We start from the raw sequence: 19516 nt of genomic DNA, 5'->3' as shown, positions 1-19516 counted from the left end.
GCAGAGGACTATTGCGCTATATAAGTAACGAGCTTGGCGGATTTGATAGTTCACCTCTGCTTTCCTTTGAAAAAGGTAACCATTTTTTATCAAAGACAAAGTAAAGGCGGATTTGCAATCCGTGCCCTCAAAGAATGTAACACTATAAAGAAAGGAAAGTTCGTTGTAATAAAAAACAAAACCCCGGCAATATGATTGTTGGGGTTTTGAAAAATTTTGCGGATAAGGATAGCGGGCACGGATTACTTCGTCAGTTCGCTGGCGCTCGTGTGCAAATCCGCGCTATCGGCTTGAAGCTATGTTACAAAAGGTTGTTATTTACTTTAGATTTCAATATAGCCAGATGGCCCACCCATATAAAGTAAATCAAGAGTTTCAACATCTATGTTGGCAAAAATTAATTTTCTTTCGCCAAAAAGAGGTTTACTCCAGAATGATACTACATACACATCTTTTATTGATCCGTCTCTAAGTTCTTCTTTTTCTGATTTTCGGACACTCATATTTTCAATATCAGTATCATCATAGCCTTTATATCCTTTTTTATTGAAAATTTCCAAGACTTTTTCAATTATTAATTTCTCATCCATAATATTTAGTTTTTATTTAATGTTATCAATATCTATTAGTTGCTCTTTACATTTTTTTATAACACGATCTTGCATATACCATTCAGAATATTTAATTTCTGCCTGTGAAAGATTTTTTTTCTGCTTCATTAATTCATCATAGACATATTTCTCTCTTTTATATGTTCTTATTAGAATGTCAGTTGGACTTCCCCCAAAATCTTTTCTTCCTTTTAAATATTCTTCTTTGCCTATTAAGAAGCATTCTTGTGAATGTTTAGATTCATGTAAAAGCTCAAAATGAGTAGTGTCTTTTCGCATCCATATTACATTCTCTATTGGATCAAAAGCAGCTTGAATTCCTAAATCATCAAAGGCTTGCAACATCTTTTTGTTTTTTTCCAAAATCCGTAATTCTGTCTTAAATTCTTTTAATAAGAATTCTTGCCAAGCTTGTATTTCTTTTCTGCTTAATGTTGGGGATCCTAAAAATCCTTTACCGCTTATTTTTTTACCTTTCCATTTTTCGAGAAAATCTTCAAATCTTTTGTCAATTTGTGTTTTGTCATTAGCATTTCTAACCCCAAATAACTCCTCCAGCCATTTAAAAATATCATCGACAAACTTTTCAAAATCCTCAAAGAGCTTTGTGGCACCTTTTTTGATTTTGGAAGCCATTGTTGCCATGAAATCGATAACGGTTTCCACAGATGCTGCAGTTTTGCGCCCTGCCGTCTTCATTGCATCTTTCAATATCCCCTTTGGGTTTTTCAAAAAGGTTCCCAATGCTTTTAGGATATCTTCTACTGCTTTGATCCCGCCTGTTAAAAAAGCATCAACAATAATACTCACTATCAGGCCTTTTATGTATCCGCAGAGATAACCTACTTTACTCAGGTTTATATCTAAGGAAGTGACATCAACATTTAAGCTTTTAACAAATTTAATGGTTTTTACCAATAAATTCAGCGGGTAAACAAAAGCGTTTACAATAAATTTTTTGAAATCAAAACCGATAATCATTTCCATAAGGTTTTCAAACATTTCTGCTAATAAGCTATTATATAGAAAAGGATCTTTAGCGTAGTCTGCCTGAGCATTTGCCAGGTTGAGAATCATGCCGATAATTTCGAAAAATCCCTTAAAGAATTCAACAATCCCATTTATAAAACCACAAAGATGTGCATTGGCTACTTCAGCAGCTGTTTTCAACAGCTCCAAAAAAGAAACTCCTTTGACATGTTCTAAAAAACCGTCTATTTCGAGAAAGAGCTGTTTTATTTTTTTCTTTACTTCAGCATAAATTTGGGAAGGAAGAATAGGCTTTAACAAGCCGATGCTAAGGTCTACTGCCTTTTCTATAGTGCCAAGTGTGGTTATGATTGGAGAAACAATGGCTTCTGCTATTTTATCATCATTATCGGCGCTGTTTAATAAATCGCTAACCGCATCAGGAATGAAAAAGGCATTGTAACCTTCCGCTTCTGTATTCCAGCGATTGTCTCCGATAAGCAATGCATCAAAAGCACTGATGAAAGCCTGGTTGAGTGTGCCTGCACTGGTCAGTATAAAAGAAGTAATACCGCCTATAATTTTAGTGAACATTTCACCAATCCAACTGAGTATTGATTCTTTGGACTGATATTTTCCTTTTATAAGTTTTATGATATCCTTACTTTCCAGATTGACTCTTTTTGTGCGCATGAAATCAAGCATTTCGGCTATAGGGAGCTTGATTTTGTCAATTCCCGTACCTACTTTAATCTGCATTACACTTCCCAAAAAGTTAGTAGGATCATCAATTTCCAAAAACAAGGCAATTTCATTTCCTGAAACGATACACTCTTTGTATTGATTTAGCAATAAGGCCCCATTTTTGCTTGCAAAAAGGACGAAAGTGAAATCCTTGAATTCTTTATAAAAGCGATTGCCATATATTTTGACCTCTTCCAGTTCTTTTTCAAATGTGATGCCCTCATCGGCATAGACTTTTACTCCATTTTGTTCGTAGACAGTATTGTTTTTATAGTATTTATTTCCAATGTCTTTTGGAGACAGAGAAGTAAATTGGACTGGTATTGGGAATTGCGGGAAATTATTCCCTCCAGAAGACTGTTCTCCTCTCATCCCCTGTGGAAACAAACTCCCCAATAAATTTGTATCTCCATCATCAAAGACGATGGGTATTCCGTTATATGTACTCATATTTTTTCTTTGTTAAAGAATCCCTGCCTGTGAAGACAGGGATTTCATGGTTATACATTTTGAATTAGGATCCTACTGAAGGAGTTGTATTGTCGATTCCCTCCAGTTTTACGTTTTCGTATTTCTTGAAAGGATTGGTGGATATTTGCTGCCCGTTTCCGTCCAATACCGGTTCGCCGTCTGAATCAAACAGCTTGTAATCGGCACAGTCCTCGTCGCAAGGCAAGGCCTGTGGCACTTCCAATCCGATACTTCCCGCCTGGATCACTGTTAAAGAAGTAGGCACACGGCTTTCCCATGTTTCTTCCACTTCGCCTTCGGTTTCCCGCAATTCTTCTACAATAGAAACAAATAACGGGTCGTCCATAGTTGGGACTTGACCGCCGTTCCAAATTTGACCTGTTGCCATATACCAGTTTACTGCTTCCTCAAATCCCGGACGAGCGGTTACAATTACCCTGGCCATCCCACTTTGCAGAAAGGCACGGAAGGTTGCGTCATCAGATTCCGAAATATTGTATAAATCAGCCCATTTGTCTTTGTCTGCCCAGTAGAACGGATATAGGTTATAACTCATTAAGTTCCATTCGAAGGCCTGTTCGAAAAACTTGACTTTTGCAGCATATTCTTCTAATAGTGGGTTGTCATAATCTATCTGAAAGTCCTTGATGGAAGTACTTTCGCTGGTTAATTTTACTTGACCCAAAGCCGCATGGCTTGCCAAATATTCGATGCAGTTTTTTCGTAATACCGTGTTTTCTATCTGGCGGTAGAATAATGGATTCGTTTTTACCTTTTCTACCTGTATGGCTTTCAGTTGGACAATTTTGGCATTGTATTTTTCCCGTTCCGCCTCGTAGGCTTTGATGATGGATTGGAACGTTTCGATCTGCCATTGCTCAAAATACTCCGGTGTTCTTTCCAACTGGATTGTTACATTTATTCCCAATGAAAATTGGCCATAGGATGTTACGGAGACCGGAATGCTTTTTTCGTTTGCTATCAACACAGCTGTTGCTCCTCTTTTGGGGATTTCCCTTCCGGCATCAATACCATCGATAAAGTAGTCAAAAACCAAGTTGCCAACAGTTGCACCGGCTCCGCAGTTTCTCAGACTTGGGGAACTGACCATTGATTTTCCTGTCGCAAAGACTTTGGCATCAACTGCTTTATAACCTTCCGGAATTTCAACAGAAGCTTTTTCTGCCCAGACTTTTTCGCCATCTGTCTTGATGCCAGAGACCGAAAATTCTTTACCAACACTGGTGTTTTTGACCGGAGGAGGAGCCACTTGGGTATTGTATACAGCAGCCCAATACTGGTAATCGATTTCCTTGATGTCTTTATGGGAGGTCAAAATGTTTGACATTCCTGGAGTTCTTGGGTCGATTGGTTGGATTACTGTTTCGATTTCTGATTTCTCTTTTTTGGATGCTACCGCATAATTATGAAAAGAAGCCGGTTCCGGAATCATAAACTCATACATCAGCCTTTTGCCGTAATTGACAATCCTGTTTTTGTAGATTTTGTCGACCCAACGGTATACTCCTGAAACATGTTGGCTGTTTTTCCTGTTGTCAAAGCCGTGTTTGTTGTTTTCCTCAAACTCTTCGATGATTTTGGAAATACGTTCTTCTTTCACTTTCTGCACGACACGGTCCAAAGCTCTTTCCGTTACTTCTTTGGCATGGGTTACGGCCTGGTTGTCTGATTCTTCTGAAGAAGTGTTATTGGCAAAGTCAGCTCCTGCGTCAAGCCTTACCCCATGGTATTCGGCAGATACATTGGCGTATGCACCTGCATGAGTGTCTTCATTCAAAATAGAACTTACCTCCTGGTTCATTTCGAAACGGTCTGTTGAGGTCGAGTCCGTTAATTTCTCGGTTTCTTTTTCGCTGCTTGATGTCGTCGTATCTTCCGTGCGTCTTAACCTGCGGGTTGCTTTTTCCTTGTATTCGCTGGCCATGACGTTTTCGATATGCGATACTTCACCGGGCACATAACAACATATTTCCTGTTCTACTTTACGGTAATCAGCAATACCGATTTGTTTGATTCCGAAACCTGACGGGATATATTTGATGAGACTTCCGTCTGCTGGAGCATTTGGAATGTCGTCCGGCAAATCAGGATCTAATTCGATGGCATTTATCTCATAGGTTCCTTTTCCTTCCAAAAGAAAAGTGTGTGTGCCAGCACTTGCTTTTGCAGTAGGGTTAAATGAATTAAAAGGACTTGAATTAATACTTCCTGAAAAATGTATTTTCCTGCCATCGCTGGCGGTAAGTGAGCCTTCAATGGTATAGAGTTGAATTCCACTCCAGGAACGTCCTGCTGTAAAGAGTTTTACGGACAATCGGTTGTTTACTATGGCATCTGAAAAAGAAGTTCCATGAGCTTCACCATTGTTAGTAGTATAAGTTAATGTGTAATCTGCTTCGATTATATCCATAGTAGCAGCAGCGCCAGTAAAAACGATGGTTAATGGTGTCGAATCCACAATGTAAGTTGTCCCTATAGTGAAGAAATTGTCACTTATTGCATTAGCATTTGTTTCCGGAAGCAAAACGCCGTTAATATTTACCGCTTTATGGCTTAAATTAGTATTGTTGAAAGCCATATGAGTGCCCAGGGTTATCTCGTTTTCTATATAGTTGAATACCTCATCGAACGTTTCGAAGCCGTTTGCGATGGTAATCGTGTTTATAAAAAAGGAAGCATCACCTGACAGCTTATCTTCTAAAAGATCGTGATTTAATTCTGGCGCACTTGTGAACTCAAAAGGGGGTATCACAAGGGCTACATATTCAGTTACTGTTCTTTCGGTATTGGTTACCGGGTCAGTTACTGTTTTTTCTTCTGTTTCGGCATTGGCATACAGGTCAGCAACCATTTCTTCATACTCTTTGAATGCTGTCTCTAAAGCGGCTTGATTGGCTTTGTTGTAGTTTTGCTGGTACTTTTTTAGTTCGACAATAAAGGATTTATATTTTTGGGTCATTTCTTCTAATAAAATGCCTTTTAACTCTTTGTCCAATCCTTTTGTGTTTAATGGTAAAGCAGCAAGAGCTTCCTTCAATGCCTCTTTTTTGGGAGTCATGTCCTGCTTTTCGAAAAGCACTTTTGGGATAATCACCCTGGCTTGCGCCAGTTTTTTCAAACTTGCGTCTGTGATGGTGTCCGGAGCGCGTGAGACAAAAAGATCGGCTACCAAAAGCCAAAGAATAGTCTCCCGTATATAAGGTGATTTGGAAGTGATAATCTGGTAAAAAAGATTCTCCCATAACTTGTGGGAATTTGCTCCTGAAGAGATGCCAGTAATCAAATCTCTTTCAGGGCCCAGTTTTTGCTCAACATTGGCTTTTGTCAAGTTGGAGCGGTGGGCACTTAACCAAGAGGCAAATCGATATAGGTTTTCGGAGACTAGTGCATCCTCACCAGTGTACAACTCTTTTTTTGTTTTAATTGGGTTGTCTGTACCAAATATTGCTGCTGCTTCTGCCAAGGATTTTGCTTTTGTTTTTCCGGTCGGAATGGTTTTTGCAGCTTCCAGGAAAACACTTGTAAATGGCCAAGTGCCTGATTTCTCTGAAGGATGTTGGACAAAATTAAAGTCTTGCTCGACTGTTGCTTGTTCCAGAAGCTTTGGTGCTCTCATGGTTACGAAGCGGAATAATGTGTTTTTGATTTCTGCACTCATTTTAATTTGTTTTAATAAAGGTTTATATTAATTCTAAGGGCTTGCTTTTTAAGATCCCTGCCGTTTCAGGCAGGGATCTTGGTTATCCAGAATTATAATTCTGATTCTACCGGAGGTTCTTCATCACCGGGGTTGTAAATTGGAGGTGTTTGTTCCCCCTCATCTGGGGCATTGTCCACACCTTGAAGTTTAACATCGTAGGACAGCGAAAAAGGATTAGTGGATATTTGGTTGCCGTTTCCATCTAATACTGGCTGGCCGTCTGAATCAAACAATTTGTAATCGGCACAGTCTTCGTCACAAGGCAACGCCTGGACTACTTCGAGTCCGACACTTCCCGCCTGGATAATGGTTAAGGAAGTTGGCACACGGCTTTCCCATGTTTCTTCTACTTCACCTTCGGTTTCACGCAATTCCTCTACAATGGATACAAATAACGGATCGTCCATGGTGGGTACCTGTCCGCCATTCCATACTTGTCCGGTAGCCATGTACCAGTTTACCGCTTCCTCAAATCCGGGACGGGCTGTTACAATTACTCTTGCCATTCCACTTTGTAAAAAAGCGCGGAAAATAGGATCGTCTGTTTCTGAGATGTTGTATAAATCAGCCCATTTCTTTTTATCAGCCCAATAGAACGGGTAGAAATTGTAGCTCATCAGGTTCCACTCGAATGCCTGTTCGAAGAATTTAACTTTGGCCGCATAGGTTTCCAGTTTAGGGTCGTCATAACTTACATGCACGCCTGCGATATCACTGCCAAGCAGTAATGATTCTTTTCCTAAAGTATCGTGACTTGCCAGGTATTCAATACAGTTTTTGCGTAAAACCATGTTTTCAATCTGACGGTAGAAAAGCGGATTTGTTCTTACTTTTTCTTCCTGCATTGCTTTCAGCTGCTCCAATTTGGCATTGTATTTATCCAATTCTGCTTCGTAAGCATCCATAATAGCATTGAATGTTTCCAATTGCCACTGCAGCTTCGCTTCATTAGTCAGCTGGCATTTAATATCCACACTTCCGTTACCCGAATGATGACCTAAAGCGGAATAGGAGAAAGGGATTGTCCCTTTGAAAGGAGAAAGCGGGGCATAAGCATTGAGAGGCATTCTGTTACCGCCCAAAAGCACTGCGATGCCAAAGCCGGGTTCAGGTGACCAATACCAGGTTGCCAAAGCGCCTACAGCTGAGTAATTTTCAGGAATCCTTATATCTTCGCTTCCTGATGCAACCTCGTCAAATTCTCCGCCATTTATTTCGCCGGTTGTGAAAGAAAATGCTTTTCCGACATGGACAAAATCTTCCGGTTTTGAAGTGATTTCCACATTATAATGCGAAACCCAAAAACTGTATTTTGAATTGAAAGACGTGTCCAGTTTTAATTGGGAATCACCAGGGCTTCTAGGATCCAGGGGTTTTGTTAATAATTCGAATCCCGGATCTTGTTTTCTTGAAGCAACGGCCACATTATGAAACACAGCCGGTTCCGGAATCATGAATTCGTACATGAGGCGCTTTCCGTAATTGATTACTTTATTCCTGTAGATTTTGTCTACCCAACGGTAAACACCCGAAACGTGCTGGTTGTTTTTCCTGTTATCGTAGCCGTGTTTGCTGTTTTCCTCAAACTCTTCGATGATTTTGGAAACACGTTCCTCTTTCACTTTTTGTACGACACGGTCCAAAGCTCTTTCAGTTACTTCCTTAGCATGTGTCACCGCCTGGCTGTTGGATTCTTCAGAAGAAGTATTGCTGGCGAAGTCTGCTCCGGCATTTATACTTCCGGTGCCCCATTTTTGCTCAACAGATACATTAACTCCTATATGGCTGTCTTCTGCCAGCACAGCACTTACTTCCTGATTCATCTCGAAACGGTCTGTTGAGGTAGAGTCGGTTAACTTCTCAATTTCCTGTTCCTTGGTTGATGTCGTGGTGTCTTCGGTACGTCTTAACCTGCGGGTTGCCTTTTCTTTGTACTCGCTGGCCATGACATTTTCAATATGGGATACTTCACCCGGAACATAACAACAGACTTCCTGTTCTACTTTACGGTAATCAGCAATTCCCAATCTCTTGATACCGAACCCAGAAGGAACGTATTGAATGGCAGCTCCATTATCAGCAGGATCTTCTACATCATCCGGTAATTCCAATGGATCTGCGATCACGATTGCTTTCATTTCATAGGCTCCTTTTCCTCTTAAAAAGTAAGTAAGGACACCACCGTCAATTATTTTGCCCGGAATTAAAGAAAAAGGACTTTCCGTAAGTACCAGATTTCCGCTGAAATGGATTTTTCTTCCATCGCTTAAAGTAAAAATACCTTTGAGGACCATATTGTCCCGATTGAACAGGTTAACCCCTGTCCCGAATATCTTAACCGAGAGTTTATTGTTTACCGTTGTATCAATAAAAGAAGTTCCTGTTACTTCCGATTCATCATCAAAAGTCAACGAATAATTTGCCGCAATTATATCTACGCCAACAGCCTGACCACTAAACATAAGGTTTAAAGGAATAGTTCCCGAGGTATAGTTCGCTGCCACAGCAAAAATATTTCCTGCTTCAGGGCTGGCTGTATTGGTTGCCGGAAGAATAACACCATTGGAACTGATGACAGTTTGGTTTGATTCGGTATTGTTAAACACGTATTGTGAACCTTCGGCAATTTGTGTTTCGTAATGGTTGATTACTTCATCAAAAGTATCGTATCCATTTACATCTACAATTCCGGAGATTAACGATGTGGTTTTGTCAGAAACTTTACCTGTAAGGCTCAATCCATCCAATTCCGGGTTTTTTTGGAATTCGAAAGGAGGAAGGACCAAATCAACATACTCCGTTACGGATCTTTCAAGATTGATGTTTGGGTTTGTATACGTTTTTGTTACTTTCTCTGCACTGGCATACAGGCCGGCAAGCGTTGCCTCATACTCTTTCTTTGCTAAATCGTAAGCCTTCTGATTTGCTTTGTTGTAGTTGTTTTGTGCTTTTTTTAATTCAACAACAACAGATCTGTAGGATTCGATTTTATCCTTGCATAGCATCAGGTCTAATTCTTTGTCCAATTCTTTAGTATCCAAAGGCAAAGCATCAAAAGCTTCTTTTAACAACCCTCTTTTAGCAGTCGTATCTTCTTTTTCGAAGAGGTTTTTTGGAATAATAACCCTTGCCTGTGCCAGTTTTTGGAAAGCCTCATCCGTTTGCGGAATCATGGTGTAATTATTGATAAAGAAGTCTGCTACCAGTAAAGAGAGAATCATTTCCCTTACATAAGGCGATTTGGAAGTAATGATTTGGAAGAAAAGATTTTCCCATAAATCATTAATATGCTCTTCATTTTCAATGGCTTCGATGCCTTTGTTTATTATTGTGTTTACAGCTTCCTCCATAGTCAGCTTTGTGCGGTTGGCTGTCAGCCAGACGGCAAAGTCATAGAGTTTTTTGGATACCAGTCCGGATTTGTGCAGTTCTTCTCTTTCTTTTATTGAGGAAGTAAAGCTTGCTGCTGTTTCTGCCAAGGCCAAAGCTTTTGTTTTTCCTGTTGGAACATTGTTGGCACTGTCCAGAAAACTACTGGTGATTTCCCCAGCATAATCAGGATTAGATAAAGGATGTTTTACAAAACTGAGGTCAACTGTTTCTTTTTCTAAAAATTCCGGAGCTCTCATCGTAACGAAGCGGAAGAGTGTGTTTTTAATTTCTGTACTCATTTTAAATTGTTTTAATTAAAGGTTTATAATAATTGTTAAGCGCTTACATTTTGTGTGATTATATTCTTTTTCTTCTTACTTATATGTGTACTTTGAAGGATGAAAAGCAACAATTCTATTTCTTTATAAGATTATTGTCTTATAATCACAATGCAAATATAGATGAAAATAATCTACAATGCAACAATTTTAGTAGAAAATTTTCATTTATTTTGTATTTGCTTGATTCTACGTTAATTGTTAATTATTGTTTGCCTATTTGTATATTTTATTTTTGAGTTGCTTCTTATTTATCTTTATTTATGCAGTATTATTTTCATATCTTTTGCTATAAATTGTTGATTTGTTAGATTTTATTGTTTTTTATGTTGGAATGATAGATTATTTTCATAAGTTTGTCTTGTAATTCCAATTGAATGATTATGGTTTCGGAAAGAATAGGATTGTATATAGATAGAAAAGGGATCAGCTATTATGCTTTTGAGAACAGCATCAATGCCAGCAGAGGTGCTATTTCCAAAGCAGTGAAAGAAAATAAGAGCATTGGATCTTCTACGCTGGAGCAGATTATGTCGGTTTATACCGATTTGAATCCTGTTTGGTTATTGACCGGACAAGGCGAGATGTTTGTGGGCAGTGAAGAAATGATGCTGAACAAAAGTGTCGAAACGTATCGGTTGAAAACGGACAACGCCATGGAAATGCAGCAAATACCGTTATATGATATTGAAGCAGTTGCCGGATTGGTGCCTTTGTTTCAGGATTCTAAAGCGCAGGAGCCGATTGATCACATATCTATTCCGCATTTGCCAAAATGTGACGGGGCAGTGTATGTAACGGGAGACAGTATGTATCCGCTTTTAAAAAGTGGCGACATCGTTTTGTATAAAGAAATTCATGACTTAAAGAATGAGATTTTCTGGGGCGAAATGTATCTTTTAAGTATCGACATGAGCGGCGAAGAATATATTACGGTAAAATATATCCAGAAGTCAGAGCAGCACGGTTTTGTAAGACTGGTAAGCCAAAACAAGCACCATCAGGATAAAGACGTTGAATTGTCTAAAATAAAAGCACTGGCGCTGGTTAAAGCCAGTATACGGATTAACGCTATGCATTAATAAAAAAGGCGCTGTAAAAAGAGCCTTTTTTATGTTATAAATTTTGAGGAAAATAAATTTGTTCGATTTTCTACCAGCAGATTTATTGCTGATAAAAACGTTTTGATTGGTAAGCAATAGGGATTCCAATGCAGACAATTAAAATACTGACTGCTGCCAAAGCTTTTGAAAAACTAAACGGAGTAGGTGTAATATGACTCATCGGGATAACTATTCGGGTTGTTATAAACCAAGCGGCCAATGCAATTAAAACAGCATTCACAGTTAAGCTAAACTTGAAGAAAGGCACCTTAGGATACAGCCAATAGAAAACAGCAGTACAGGCAAAAGCGATAACAAAATGAAATAAAAGACCAAAGAGAACCATGCTTGTGCCTCCTGTAAAAGCGGAACTGCCAAAGACTCCACTGGCAATGTATTTCAATACAATATCAGGCATAATATGGTTAGACAAATAAGCATTCAGACAAGCGGCCAAAATGTCGAGCGTACCCGCAAAGACGGTTGTTGTTAGTATAGATTTCCACATGGTTGGTTGTTTTTTAGAATTAAAAGCAATGCTAAATGTACAATAAAAATTTATTTATGTAAGCGGAGTATTACATTTTATCTGCTGACCGAACCAATTGAAACCGAATTGCTTTTCAATCCTAATTTACGCTTTTTAACCTTTAAAACTCATAATCTACACAAAACCGTTCTTCCCGAATGGTAAACACCCAATTCCCAATAGCTTCGTGTTCCGGATGTTTCTGGTAAGTAAAGTAATCTTCCATCGATTTGAAATAGGAGTGCAAAACAACATCAAAATTCGAATATTCATTCTCAATATTAAACCCCACTCTTAATTCGATGATTTCAGGTAAAATCTCTTTGAGGCCTTCCAGTCTTTCCTTCATTAATTGGGCATTCTCAAATTTTGTTTTATCATTTGCCGAATCTTTCAGCTTCCACATGACAATGTGATGTATCATATTAATTGTATTTGAATTGTAAGGGTTGATTTATCGATTGTGAATAGATTATTCACATCCGTTTGTTTGTTTAACGTTCATATGATTGCCTGTCAGTTCCTTGTTTAGAATGTAAATTTTCTTAAAATGTTTGCTGGTTTTCATATCTCTGAAAAGTGTATCTCCTTTAATCTTGAATGCCTCATCAACAAAAACCCTCGAGGTGGCTACACCATCATCTGTCTTTTTCTTTCGGATGGCAGAACAATAGACAGTCAGTTTTGTTTTTTTCTGGGTAAAGTAAAAGGAAGTAAAGTTATACAGCCATTTTACTACGCTGAAATTGTTAAGTTGGTCCGGTTCTCCTTCGTTGTACGAGTATTGTCCTGACATTTGTACGGTTCCGTTCTGATGGAATTTCATCAGACTTACCGTAATTTCCTTTTTAAAATCTTTATCTAAGGAAGGTAATGTGTCTCTTGAAACATAAATACCGGTAAAATTTATCAGTCCGTTATCTGTTTGAGATGCCTTCTTGCTATCTGAAGCATGGAAACCAGCCGTCAGAATAAAAACAGGTACAACTAATAAACAAAGAAAAAACAAGGTATTTCGCATAGCAGTATTTTTAATTTAGGATGTTTGAGATAGTGTAAATGTATCGCTAAAGATGTCAAGTGCAAAATCCTTTTTTAAAAATAATACTAATTAAGTTTTGCGGAATCTCCAACGTGGTGTTTGGCGTTGTTCGCCTCGTTTACCACGTCCTCTAACGTGGTATTTGGCGTCAGGAACCCCGTTGACCCCGTCACCCAACGTGGTGTTTGGCGTCAGGAACTCCGTTGATCCCGTCACCCAACGTGGTATCTGACGTCAGGAACCCCGTTGACCACATCATCCAACGTGGTTTTTGATGTTCTGTACGTCATCAATGACGATAACGGTTACTTAATTAATTGCACTACGTTCGGGATTTTCTTCAGTGATTTTGTATTTTCTTCCAAAATTCTGGCCGCCACATTGTTTATTTCCTGTGCCGGAATTGCTTTCCATTTTTCCAGGTCTTTCTCAAACTCTTTATGGAAGAGAATTCTGGATAAATCACGAATCACACAATAAGCAGCAATTGAATGCCCGTTTTCACTGTCGTAATTGGCGTTATTGATAAAAAACAGCATCCTTTTAAAAAGTCCTTCTTCCGAATAAAGAGATAACTCTGTCAATTTTCCTCTGTATTCCAAATCGGCTGAACCAACGCCTTTTAATTTTGGAAATAATTTATAATCGGCAAAATGCCGGCCTTCATGACCAATATAACTCACCTTAAATGTTTCCGATTTTAAATCATACGCTTTCCTTACACAAAATAAAGCTTCTTTAGTTGCCCATCCTGCCGGATAATACCGGCCTAAAGTAGCATATTCGCTCCAGCCCAATGTGACAAAATCATCCATAAAATAAATTTTGACCAGCGTTTTCTTTCCGTCATAACGGAGCTTATAAATAGTGTCTTTTTCTGTTTTCCAAACCAATAAATCATACAAACTGCCTGTTTTTCCAAATCCGGTAGAATGATAGCCTAAAGCAGTAATGTATTTTTTCTGATACATATCAATACTGTCTTCATTAAGAATCAGGTTTTTGGCTGGCGGAAAATTCGCTTTTAAGAAATCAACCACCGTTTTCATCATCAGGGTGTCGTTTTTCTTCTCTTTATTTAAAAAAGAAGATCGCCAGTAATCCCTGTAAATCTGCAATAAAGCATCGGCTTTGGATTTTCGGGTGTCTAGAAAATCACTTTTGTCTTCTTCAAATCGGAATCGTTTTTCGAAATTGTTTTTGAATTGTAAGTCTTTCAGGGCTATTTTTTCAGCAGGAGCTGCTTCCAGTAAAGGCATCGCTGCCATAGGATTTCCATCCAATGCAAAAGCATAAATTTTGGTATAATCAAAGTGTATGCTGTCATTAAGTTGCGTTTGTGCACTTATTTCCGAAACAGAAAATAAAGAAAGCACGATTAAAATTGCGAATGAGAAAGTTTTCATAGTACTGTTTTTCTACAAAATTATCCGGCAACGATAGATAAAAATTGTACAGGATTAACTTTTTAAGGCTTGCCTGAATTGATGAGGTGAAACGTTATAACGGTTTTTAAAAGAATGAATAAAATGAGCGTCGTCAAAAAAACCATTGTTAAAACCAATCTCGTTAATAGGCAATGTTGTGGTTAGCAGTAAATGCATGGCATTTTTCAGCTTCATTTCCAGCTGGTATTCACTAACGGTCAAACCTGTTTTTTTCTTAAAGGCACCCGAAAGATACACCGGATGAACAAAAACTAAATCAGAAAGCGACGCTAGCGAATGAAAAACAGCGAATTCGTTTTCTAAGATTGTTTTTACCTTTTCAATCCACGGCTGACGGCTGGAAATTGCAGTATTTTGATTGATTTGAAACAGCCAGTCATAAATCAATTCGGTTTGATTTTCATAGGCTTCATTTTTTAAAAACGAATGTATCAATTTATAAAAGGAGGCAAAATTACCGGTTTTATAATTTTCAAAACCCGAAGGCAATCGAAACCCGAAATCCAGATTTTTGTCCCAGTCTTTCTTAAATTCTATATTAAAACAGGACCCACCACAATTGGTAAAGGCATTACTGTGGTTATAGTCTTTGGGACGAAACAGTATATTTCCGGCTTCGACACCGCTTTCCTGTTTTTTGCTTTTTTCCTGATAAACGCCTTTGGTTAGAATACTGATGTAGTCATTTTCATGGTAGTGCTCCGAAATGCTGAAGTTTGGGGTGTAATGCTGCAGGCTCAATTTGAAATTAGCATCTTCTTGTGCCAAGGTGTTTTTTCCGAAATATTCGCCTTCTTTGAGTAGAATCATGGTTTAAAAGTAGTGAAAATATCTTTTTGCTGCGGTAATAACAGCAGTTACAAATTGTTTTAATCTTACTGTCCAATACTGAACAGAATAAGAAGCGCTGCATAAATCCTTTTCATGAAAATCAGTTTTTTTGAATTTCGTAAATATATCGTTAAAGGGGAAAAACACAATGCGTCTTTAGAAAAGATTAAGATTTTTGAAGTGTATAAAGTGTTGGTTTTTAGCAAGTAATGGGATGGAAGGTTGCGAATTGGTGTCAAAGATATTTTTCTGGATATAAATTACTGCAAACACAAGCTATGTACTTTTCATGGTTAAACATAAAAAAATTATGCGCCTTACTACTCAGCTTTGGAAGATTTACAATTCAATAGGCCGGATTCTTACTAACAATGATTGAATCAATGTTTTTTATATTTTTCCATTTTTTATAATTGATATTGGTTAGTGAATCCAGTTTTTTACTATGATAAAATTGCAAGCAATGGGATATTATTTTTTTGCCAGCTGTTGCTTCCGAAACAACTTGTATGGAATGTAGGGAGTCTAGTTTCATTATTCGATTTTCTTCGTAGCCAATTTTTTTCAATTCGTCAAAAAAAATGCTGCTTACAACTGGGGAATAAAAAGATTTGTCTTTTAAAGTCATTGAAGAAGATGTTTTTTTTCCGTAACCTTCCGTGATACAATGACAATAGGCCTGCAATTTAAATTCTGATTTGAAATCTTTTATGTATGTGGCGTTTTTAGTGACTCCGCAGGAGGCAAATTGCAAAAACACAAAAAGCAGAAATAGTTTTTTCATAATCATGATTAGTTTAATATCCATAGTGTAATTGATTTTACTCCTCCCGTTGCGGCAAAATAATAATGGGTTAATTCAGGAGTTGTAAAAATACCAGCGTGACCACTAGCTCCAAACCCAGTCACAGATTGATTTACTGGGATCAAAATATAAATTCCTTGAAAATTTCCAAGTAAAGAAGGAAAATTAATGCCATTAGTTCCTCCTTGAGACTGATTTAAAACAATACTATTATTACTGTTTGTGGGGAATGTTTTAATCATCCAATTATATAAGTTTCGAGCACCCAAAAAGTAATATTTATTATCCTCCCCTTTAAATGTTTTTCCTGGAATATTAGGGATTGTTACTCCAGAATAATTTAATGCTCTCGAAGTCCTTAATGCACACGCGTTATTATAATTATGATCGTTTAAAGGATTGTCATCCGTCAGGACTTCATCTCTCATTGCTTTGGGTATACCTCCTATTAGATTATAAACATCGGAAAAACTCATTTCAAAAGTACCATTTAAATTTTTGGGATAAGCATTTTTGAAGTTTGTCATAGTTGGAAGCGATTGCTGTGGAAAAGTTAAACTGGGGTTTTCCCAAAAAAGAGCATCAAAATCTCCGTCTGTACCATCTCCGGATCCTAAAAACCAATTTTTATATTGGTTAAATGTTATTGTTGGATGTTGAATAATATAATTTATAGCTTGTTTTGCAAAACTTCTTTTACTTCCGCCAAATCCTTCCGTTATAAAGAAACTAAAAATTTCAACTCTAAGAAGGGAATTGGTTTCCATGAGTGCTTTTTGACTAGAAGTGAGGCTAGTTGTAAAACTCCCATATAACTCCAGCGCTTCTTCTTCACTAAGAATTGCCACAGAAGGATTTGCGCCTGAAGTACCTACAGTAGTAACGCCTCCATTTATATTAGTTATGCTAGTAGTTTCTCCTCCGCCATTGCTTCCAGAGCAGTAATGATAAGTATAGGATGATGGGTGGTCGCACGGTGCAGAGTGCTGATGACAACTACATTCTACAATAAAAGTAACAGCATAACATTCCATTCTGCTAGTTGCGCTATCCAATATAAAAGCTTCTTTATTTATAGGAACTAAAAGTTTGTTTCGATAATCAAATGTGATTAGGGATGAAGTGATGGTGTTATTCCTGTTTTCGATTAGTAATTTGTAAATGTATTCTGTTTCGTCTGCATTTATTTTTTTTGCTTTTATAGTATAGGATTGATAGTTTGCGTTTTCCTGAAATTCTTTTATGGAATCCAGTTCAAATTCGAATCCGCTTTGGGTTTTACTGGAAATAGTGCCGCTTTGTCTGTTTTCGAGTCTTTGGAGAATTCCGGGAGCAGACTTTATTCTAGATTTTAATTCTTCAAAACTAATTGTGTGAACACTTTTATTTTTCGTTAGGTTTTCCGGGGTGTTTGAATCTTTGTCACAACCGCTAAAAATTAAAAGCAGTAAGGCAGATACTAATTGCAATGGGATTTTGGCTTTGATATACATTTTTTATATTTATTAGCTTCAGTTTCAAATATACGAAAAACCACACCTTTTCTTACTAATTATTTAAATGCCTGCTTGAAAAATAAAGCTGAATTCCAGTAGTAAACAAAAAAGGCCATCTTATCAAGACAGCCTTTTTTAAATATAATTTAGAAATTATTTTTTCTCAAATACATTATTAGTCCTATTCATATCTGCCATGAGTTCCATAGGATCAATCGCAATCAATTTAATTGAACTTTTCTCTTTGTTAATGGTGAATTCAAACGTTGGATAAGCCCAATCCCAACCGTCCAGAACAGTTCGTTTTACATTTGGGAACGGATTCTCTTTCGTCCAGCGCATTAATGTCTGCGGAATATAAAAAGTTTCGGCAGATCCATCTTCATAAATAACGACAATATCTAATGGCATCGGCATTCTGCCAATACGTTCTAAAATCACTTTTGTAGTTTTATCATTTGCTTCTACTGTTTTGATACTGTAATCAATGGTATTCGTTGTTTTGGTCCAGTCGTTGAGGTACCAGTCCAGATTGGCTCCCGAAACTTTCTCTGCCGTATGTTTGATATCGTTTGGCGTTGGATGGGTGAACTTATAGTCGTTAAAATAACGTTTCAGTGTTTTCATAAAGTTCTCTTTCCCAATCAGGTATTCCAATTGTGTGAGGAAAAGGTTTCCTTTGCTGTAAGCATCGGTGCTGTAGCTTTTGTTTTCGTCATAGCGATCTGAATGAGTTGTTTGTGGCTGCTCTTTTCCGGATTTAACCAAATTGAAGTAACCTGTGTACGAATCTGCATGCGGGTTACCCACCTTCTTTTCTGCAATTTCGTTCAGGCCGTAGTTTTCCAGCCAAGTAGTAAAACCTTCGTCCATCCAGCTGTTTTTGCTTTCGTTTGAAGCCAATATGTGCTGGAACCAGGAATGTGCCATTTCATGCGCTGTGACACCTGTTAATCCTTCCAGAGTGCCTTCGCCTACAATCAGTGTACACATGGCATATTCCATTCCGCCGTCTCCGCCTTGTATTACAGAATATTGCTTGTATGGGTATTGTCCTACCGTTTTATTGTAAATGGCCATCAACTGTGCTGTTTTTGGTTGCAGTTGTTTCCAGTTGTCGATAATCTTCGGGTTGTTTTTGTATAAGAAGTGCAACATTACACCGTTTTCCGCAATTAGCTTATCGTGAATGTAATTCTTATCGGCAGCCCATGTAAAATCATGTACGTTTGGCGCTACAAAATGCCAGGTCAGCGTTTTTGATTTCTTCGGAAGCTTGACAATTACACCTTCATCCTGATAGTTATAGCCAATTTCGTTTGGGTTTTGAAGATAGCCGCTGCCTCCCAAAATATAGTTCTTGTCTATAGTGATGTTTACGTCAAAATTTCCCCATACACCATGGAATTCACGAGCAATATAAGGATCGGCCTGCCAGCCTTCGTAATCGTATTCGGCCATTTTAGGATACCATTGAGCCATCGACAATTCTACGCCTTCTTTGCCGTTTCTCCCGGAACGTCGTATCTGTACAGGAACCTGTCCGTCAAAATCTAAGGTAAACGTTGTTGAGGTTCCCGGCAATAATGGTTTGGCCAAAGTAACTTCAAGAATTGTGCTTACTACTTTATTTGGAAGAGTTATGCCGTCTTGTTTTAGATTCGAAATTTTTAAATAGCCTATTTCATTTGGTTTCAAAGCTGAAATCCGGCTTTGCTTCACCTCTTTTCCGTCTACTTTTACTTTTGTCACCATTCTTCCGTCAGGGTCGGCAATCGCTTTCAATCGGGCATCCATGGCGCTGTTCGGCTGAAAAGCATTGTTAAACAGGTGGTAATATACACGGTGCAATGTATCAGGAGAATTATTGGTATACACTAAGGTCTGCGTCCCTTTGTACTGATAGTTTTTCACATCCATGGAAACATCCATCTTGTAATCAGCGTGTTGCTGCCAATAGCCCGGATTCGGGTTTTTCTGTGCCAATACACTGCAGGAAATAAGGAGTGAAAGAAATAAAAGCTTTTTCATTTTGA

At 38.0% G+C, this 19516-nt stretch carries 13 protein-coding genes; 1 reads left to right on the top strand and 12 read right to left on the bottom strand.

Annotated elements, in window-relative coordinates:
- Positions 1–323 precede the first annotated feature (323 nt).
- The 4 genes from ACRDEC_RS12320 to ACRDEC_RS12305 form a co-directional block, all read right to left on the bottom strand.
- Positions 324–590, bottom strand: a complete 267-nt coding sequence (locus ACRDEC_RS12320) for a hypothetical protein (protein WP_431498654.1) — start codon at positions 588–590, stop codon at positions 324–326.
- A 12-nt stretch (positions 591–602) separates the two neighbouring features.
- Positions 603–2774, bottom strand: a complete 2172-nt coding sequence (locus ACRDEC_RS12315; RefSeq protein WP_431498653.1) for a zincin-like metallopeptidase toxin domain-containing protein — start codon at positions 2772–2774, stop codon at positions 603–605.
- 64 nt (positions 2775–2838) lie between these two features.
- Entirely contained in the window at positions 2839–6474 is a 3636-nt protein-coding gene (locus ACRDEC_RS12310; protein ID WP_431498652.1) for a hypothetical protein, read from the bottom strand.
- Positions 6475–6566: 92 nt separating this feature from the next.
- Positions 6567–10187: a hypothetical protein gene (locus ACRDEC_RS12305; RefSeq protein WP_431498651.1), complete on the bottom strand. Its 3621-nt coding sequence runs from the start codon at positions 10185–10187 to the stop codon at positions 6567–6569.
- Between the two features lie 422 nt (positions 10188–10609).
- Between ACRDEC_RS12305 and ACRDEC_RS12300 the strand changes: the two genes are divergently transcribed.
- Positions 10610–11308 (top strand): S24 family peptidase, encoded by a 699-nt coding sequence (locus tag ACRDEC_RS12300; protein ID WP_431498650.1) that lies wholly within the window; start codon positions 10610–10612, stop codon positions 11306–11308.
- Between the two features lie 82 nt (positions 11309–11390).
- On the opposite strand, the gene ACRDEC_RS12295 is transcribed toward ACRDEC_RS12300, so the two are convergent.
- The 8 genes from ACRDEC_RS12295 to ACRDEC_RS12260 all read right to left on the bottom strand — a co-directional run bounded on the left by ACRDEC_RS12295 (position 11391) and on the right by ACRDEC_RS12260 (position 19511).
- The gene (locus ACRDEC_RS12295; protein ID WP_431498649.1) at positions 11391–11837 is read right to left on the bottom strand and encodes a hypothetical protein; all 447 of its coding nucleotides are present in this window, start codon (positions 11835–11837) and stop codon (positions 11391–11393) included.
- 142 nt (positions 11838–11979) lie between these two features.
- Positions 11980–12282 carry a Dabb family protein gene (locus tag ACRDEC_RS12290; protein ID WP_431498648.1) on the bottom strand — a complete coding sequence of 101 codons (303 nt, stop codon included), beginning with the start codon at positions 12280–12282 and terminating at the stop codon, positions 11980–11982.
- A gap of 48 nt (positions 12283–12330) precedes the next feature.
- Complete coding sequence (locus ACRDEC_RS12285) at positions 12331–12879, bottom strand: hypothetical protein (RefSeq protein ID WP_431498647.1); 549 nt, start codon at positions 12877–12879, stop codon at positions 12331–12333.
- A 326-nt stretch (positions 12880–13205) separates the two neighbouring features.
- Positions 13206–14306, bottom strand: a complete 1101-nt coding sequence (locus tag ACRDEC_RS12280; protein ID WP_431498646.1) for a hypothetical protein — start codon at positions 14304–14306, stop codon at positions 13206–13208.
- A gap of 54 nt (positions 14307–14360) precedes the next feature.
- Positions 14361–15158 (bottom strand): helix-turn-helix domain-containing protein, encoded by a 798-nt coding sequence (locus ACRDEC_RS12275; RefSeq protein ID WP_431498645.1) that lies wholly within the window; start codon positions 15156–15158, stop codon positions 14361–14363.
- Between the two features lie 367 nt (positions 15159–15525).
- Positions 15526–15987: a hypothetical protein gene (locus ACRDEC_RS12270; protein WP_431498644.1), complete on the bottom strand. Its 462-nt coding sequence runs from the start codon at positions 15985–15987 to the stop codon at positions 15526–15528.
- A complete protein-coding gene (locus ACRDEC_RS12265; RefSeq protein ID WP_431498643.1) occupies positions 15972–17477 on the bottom strand; it encodes a T6SS effector amidase Tae4 family protein in 1506 nt (501 codons plus the stop codon). The genes ACRDEC_RS12270 and ACRDEC_RS12265 overlap by 16 nt, the downstream gene beginning before the upstream one ends.
- Positions 17478–17633: 156 nt before the next feature.
- Positions 17634–19511 carry a M1 family metallopeptidase gene (locus tag ACRDEC_RS12260; protein ID WP_431498642.1) on the bottom strand — a complete coding sequence of 626 codons (1878 nt, stop codon included), beginning with the start codon at positions 19509–19511 and terminating at the stop codon, positions 17634–17636.
- Between the last annotated feature and the right edge of the window lie 5 nt (positions 19512–19516).

Source organism: Flavobacterium sp. (assembly GCF_050696275.1).
Lineage (GTDB): Bacteria > Bacteroidota > Bacteroidia > Flavobacteriales > Flavobacteriaceae > Flavobacterium.
The sequence above is the reverse complement of the archived record's forward strand: the minus strand, read 5'-3'. Positions and strand labels throughout refer to the sequence as shown.

Bases quoted from the DNA above. Each gene is read 5' to 3' on its own strand.
- ACRDEC_RS12320 (WP_431498654.1), bottom strand. From the start codon at position 590: ATGGATGAGAAATTAATAATTGAAAAAGTCTTGGAAATTTTCAATAAA.
- ACRDEC_RS12315 (WP_431498653.1), bottom strand. From the start codon at position 2,774: ATGAGTACATATAACGGAATACCCATCGTCTTTGATGATGGAGATACA.
- ACRDEC_RS12310 (WP_431498652.1), bottom strand. From the start codon at position 6,474: ATGAGTGCAGAAATCAAAAACACATTATTCCGCTTCGTAACCATGAGA.
- ACRDEC_RS12305 (WP_431498651.1), bottom strand. From the start codon at position 10,187: ATGAGTACAGAAATTAAAAACACACTCTTCCGCTTCGTTACGATGAGA.
- ACRDEC_RS12300 (WP_431498650.1), top strand. From the start codon at position 10,610: ATGGTTTCGGAAAGAATAGGATTGTATATAGATAGAAAAGGGATCAGC.
- ACRDEC_RS12295 (WP_431498649.1), bottom strand. From the start codon at position 11,837: ATGTGGAAATCTATACTAACAACAACCGTCTTTGCGGGTACGCTCGAC.
- ACRDEC_RS12290 (WP_431498648.1), bottom strand. From the start codon at position 12,282: ATGATACATCACATTGTCATGTGGAAGCTGAAAGATTCGGCAAATGAT.
- ACRDEC_RS12285 (WP_431498647.1), bottom strand. From the start codon at position 12,879: ATGCGAAATACCTTGTTTTTTCTTTGTTTATTAGTTGTACCTGTTTTT.
- ACRDEC_RS12280 (WP_431498646.1), bottom strand. From the start codon at position 14,306: ATGAAAACTTTCTCATTCGCAATTTTAATCGTGCTTTCTTTATTTTCT.
- ACRDEC_RS12275 (WP_431498645.1), bottom strand. From the start codon at position 15,158: ATGATTCTACTCAAAGAAGGCGAATATTTCGGAAAAAACACCTTGGCA.
- ACRDEC_RS12270 (WP_431498644.1), bottom strand. From the start codon at position 15,987: ATGGATATTAAACTAATCATGATTATGAAAAAACTATTTCTGCTTTTT.
- ACRDEC_RS12265 (WP_431498643.1), bottom strand. From the start codon at position 17,477: ATGTATATCAAAGCCAAAATCCCATTGCAATTAGTATCTGCCTTACTG.
- ACRDEC_RS12260 (WP_431498642.1), bottom strand. From the start codon at position 19,511: ATGAAAAAGCTTTTATTTCTTTCACTCCTTATTTCCTGCAGTGTATTG.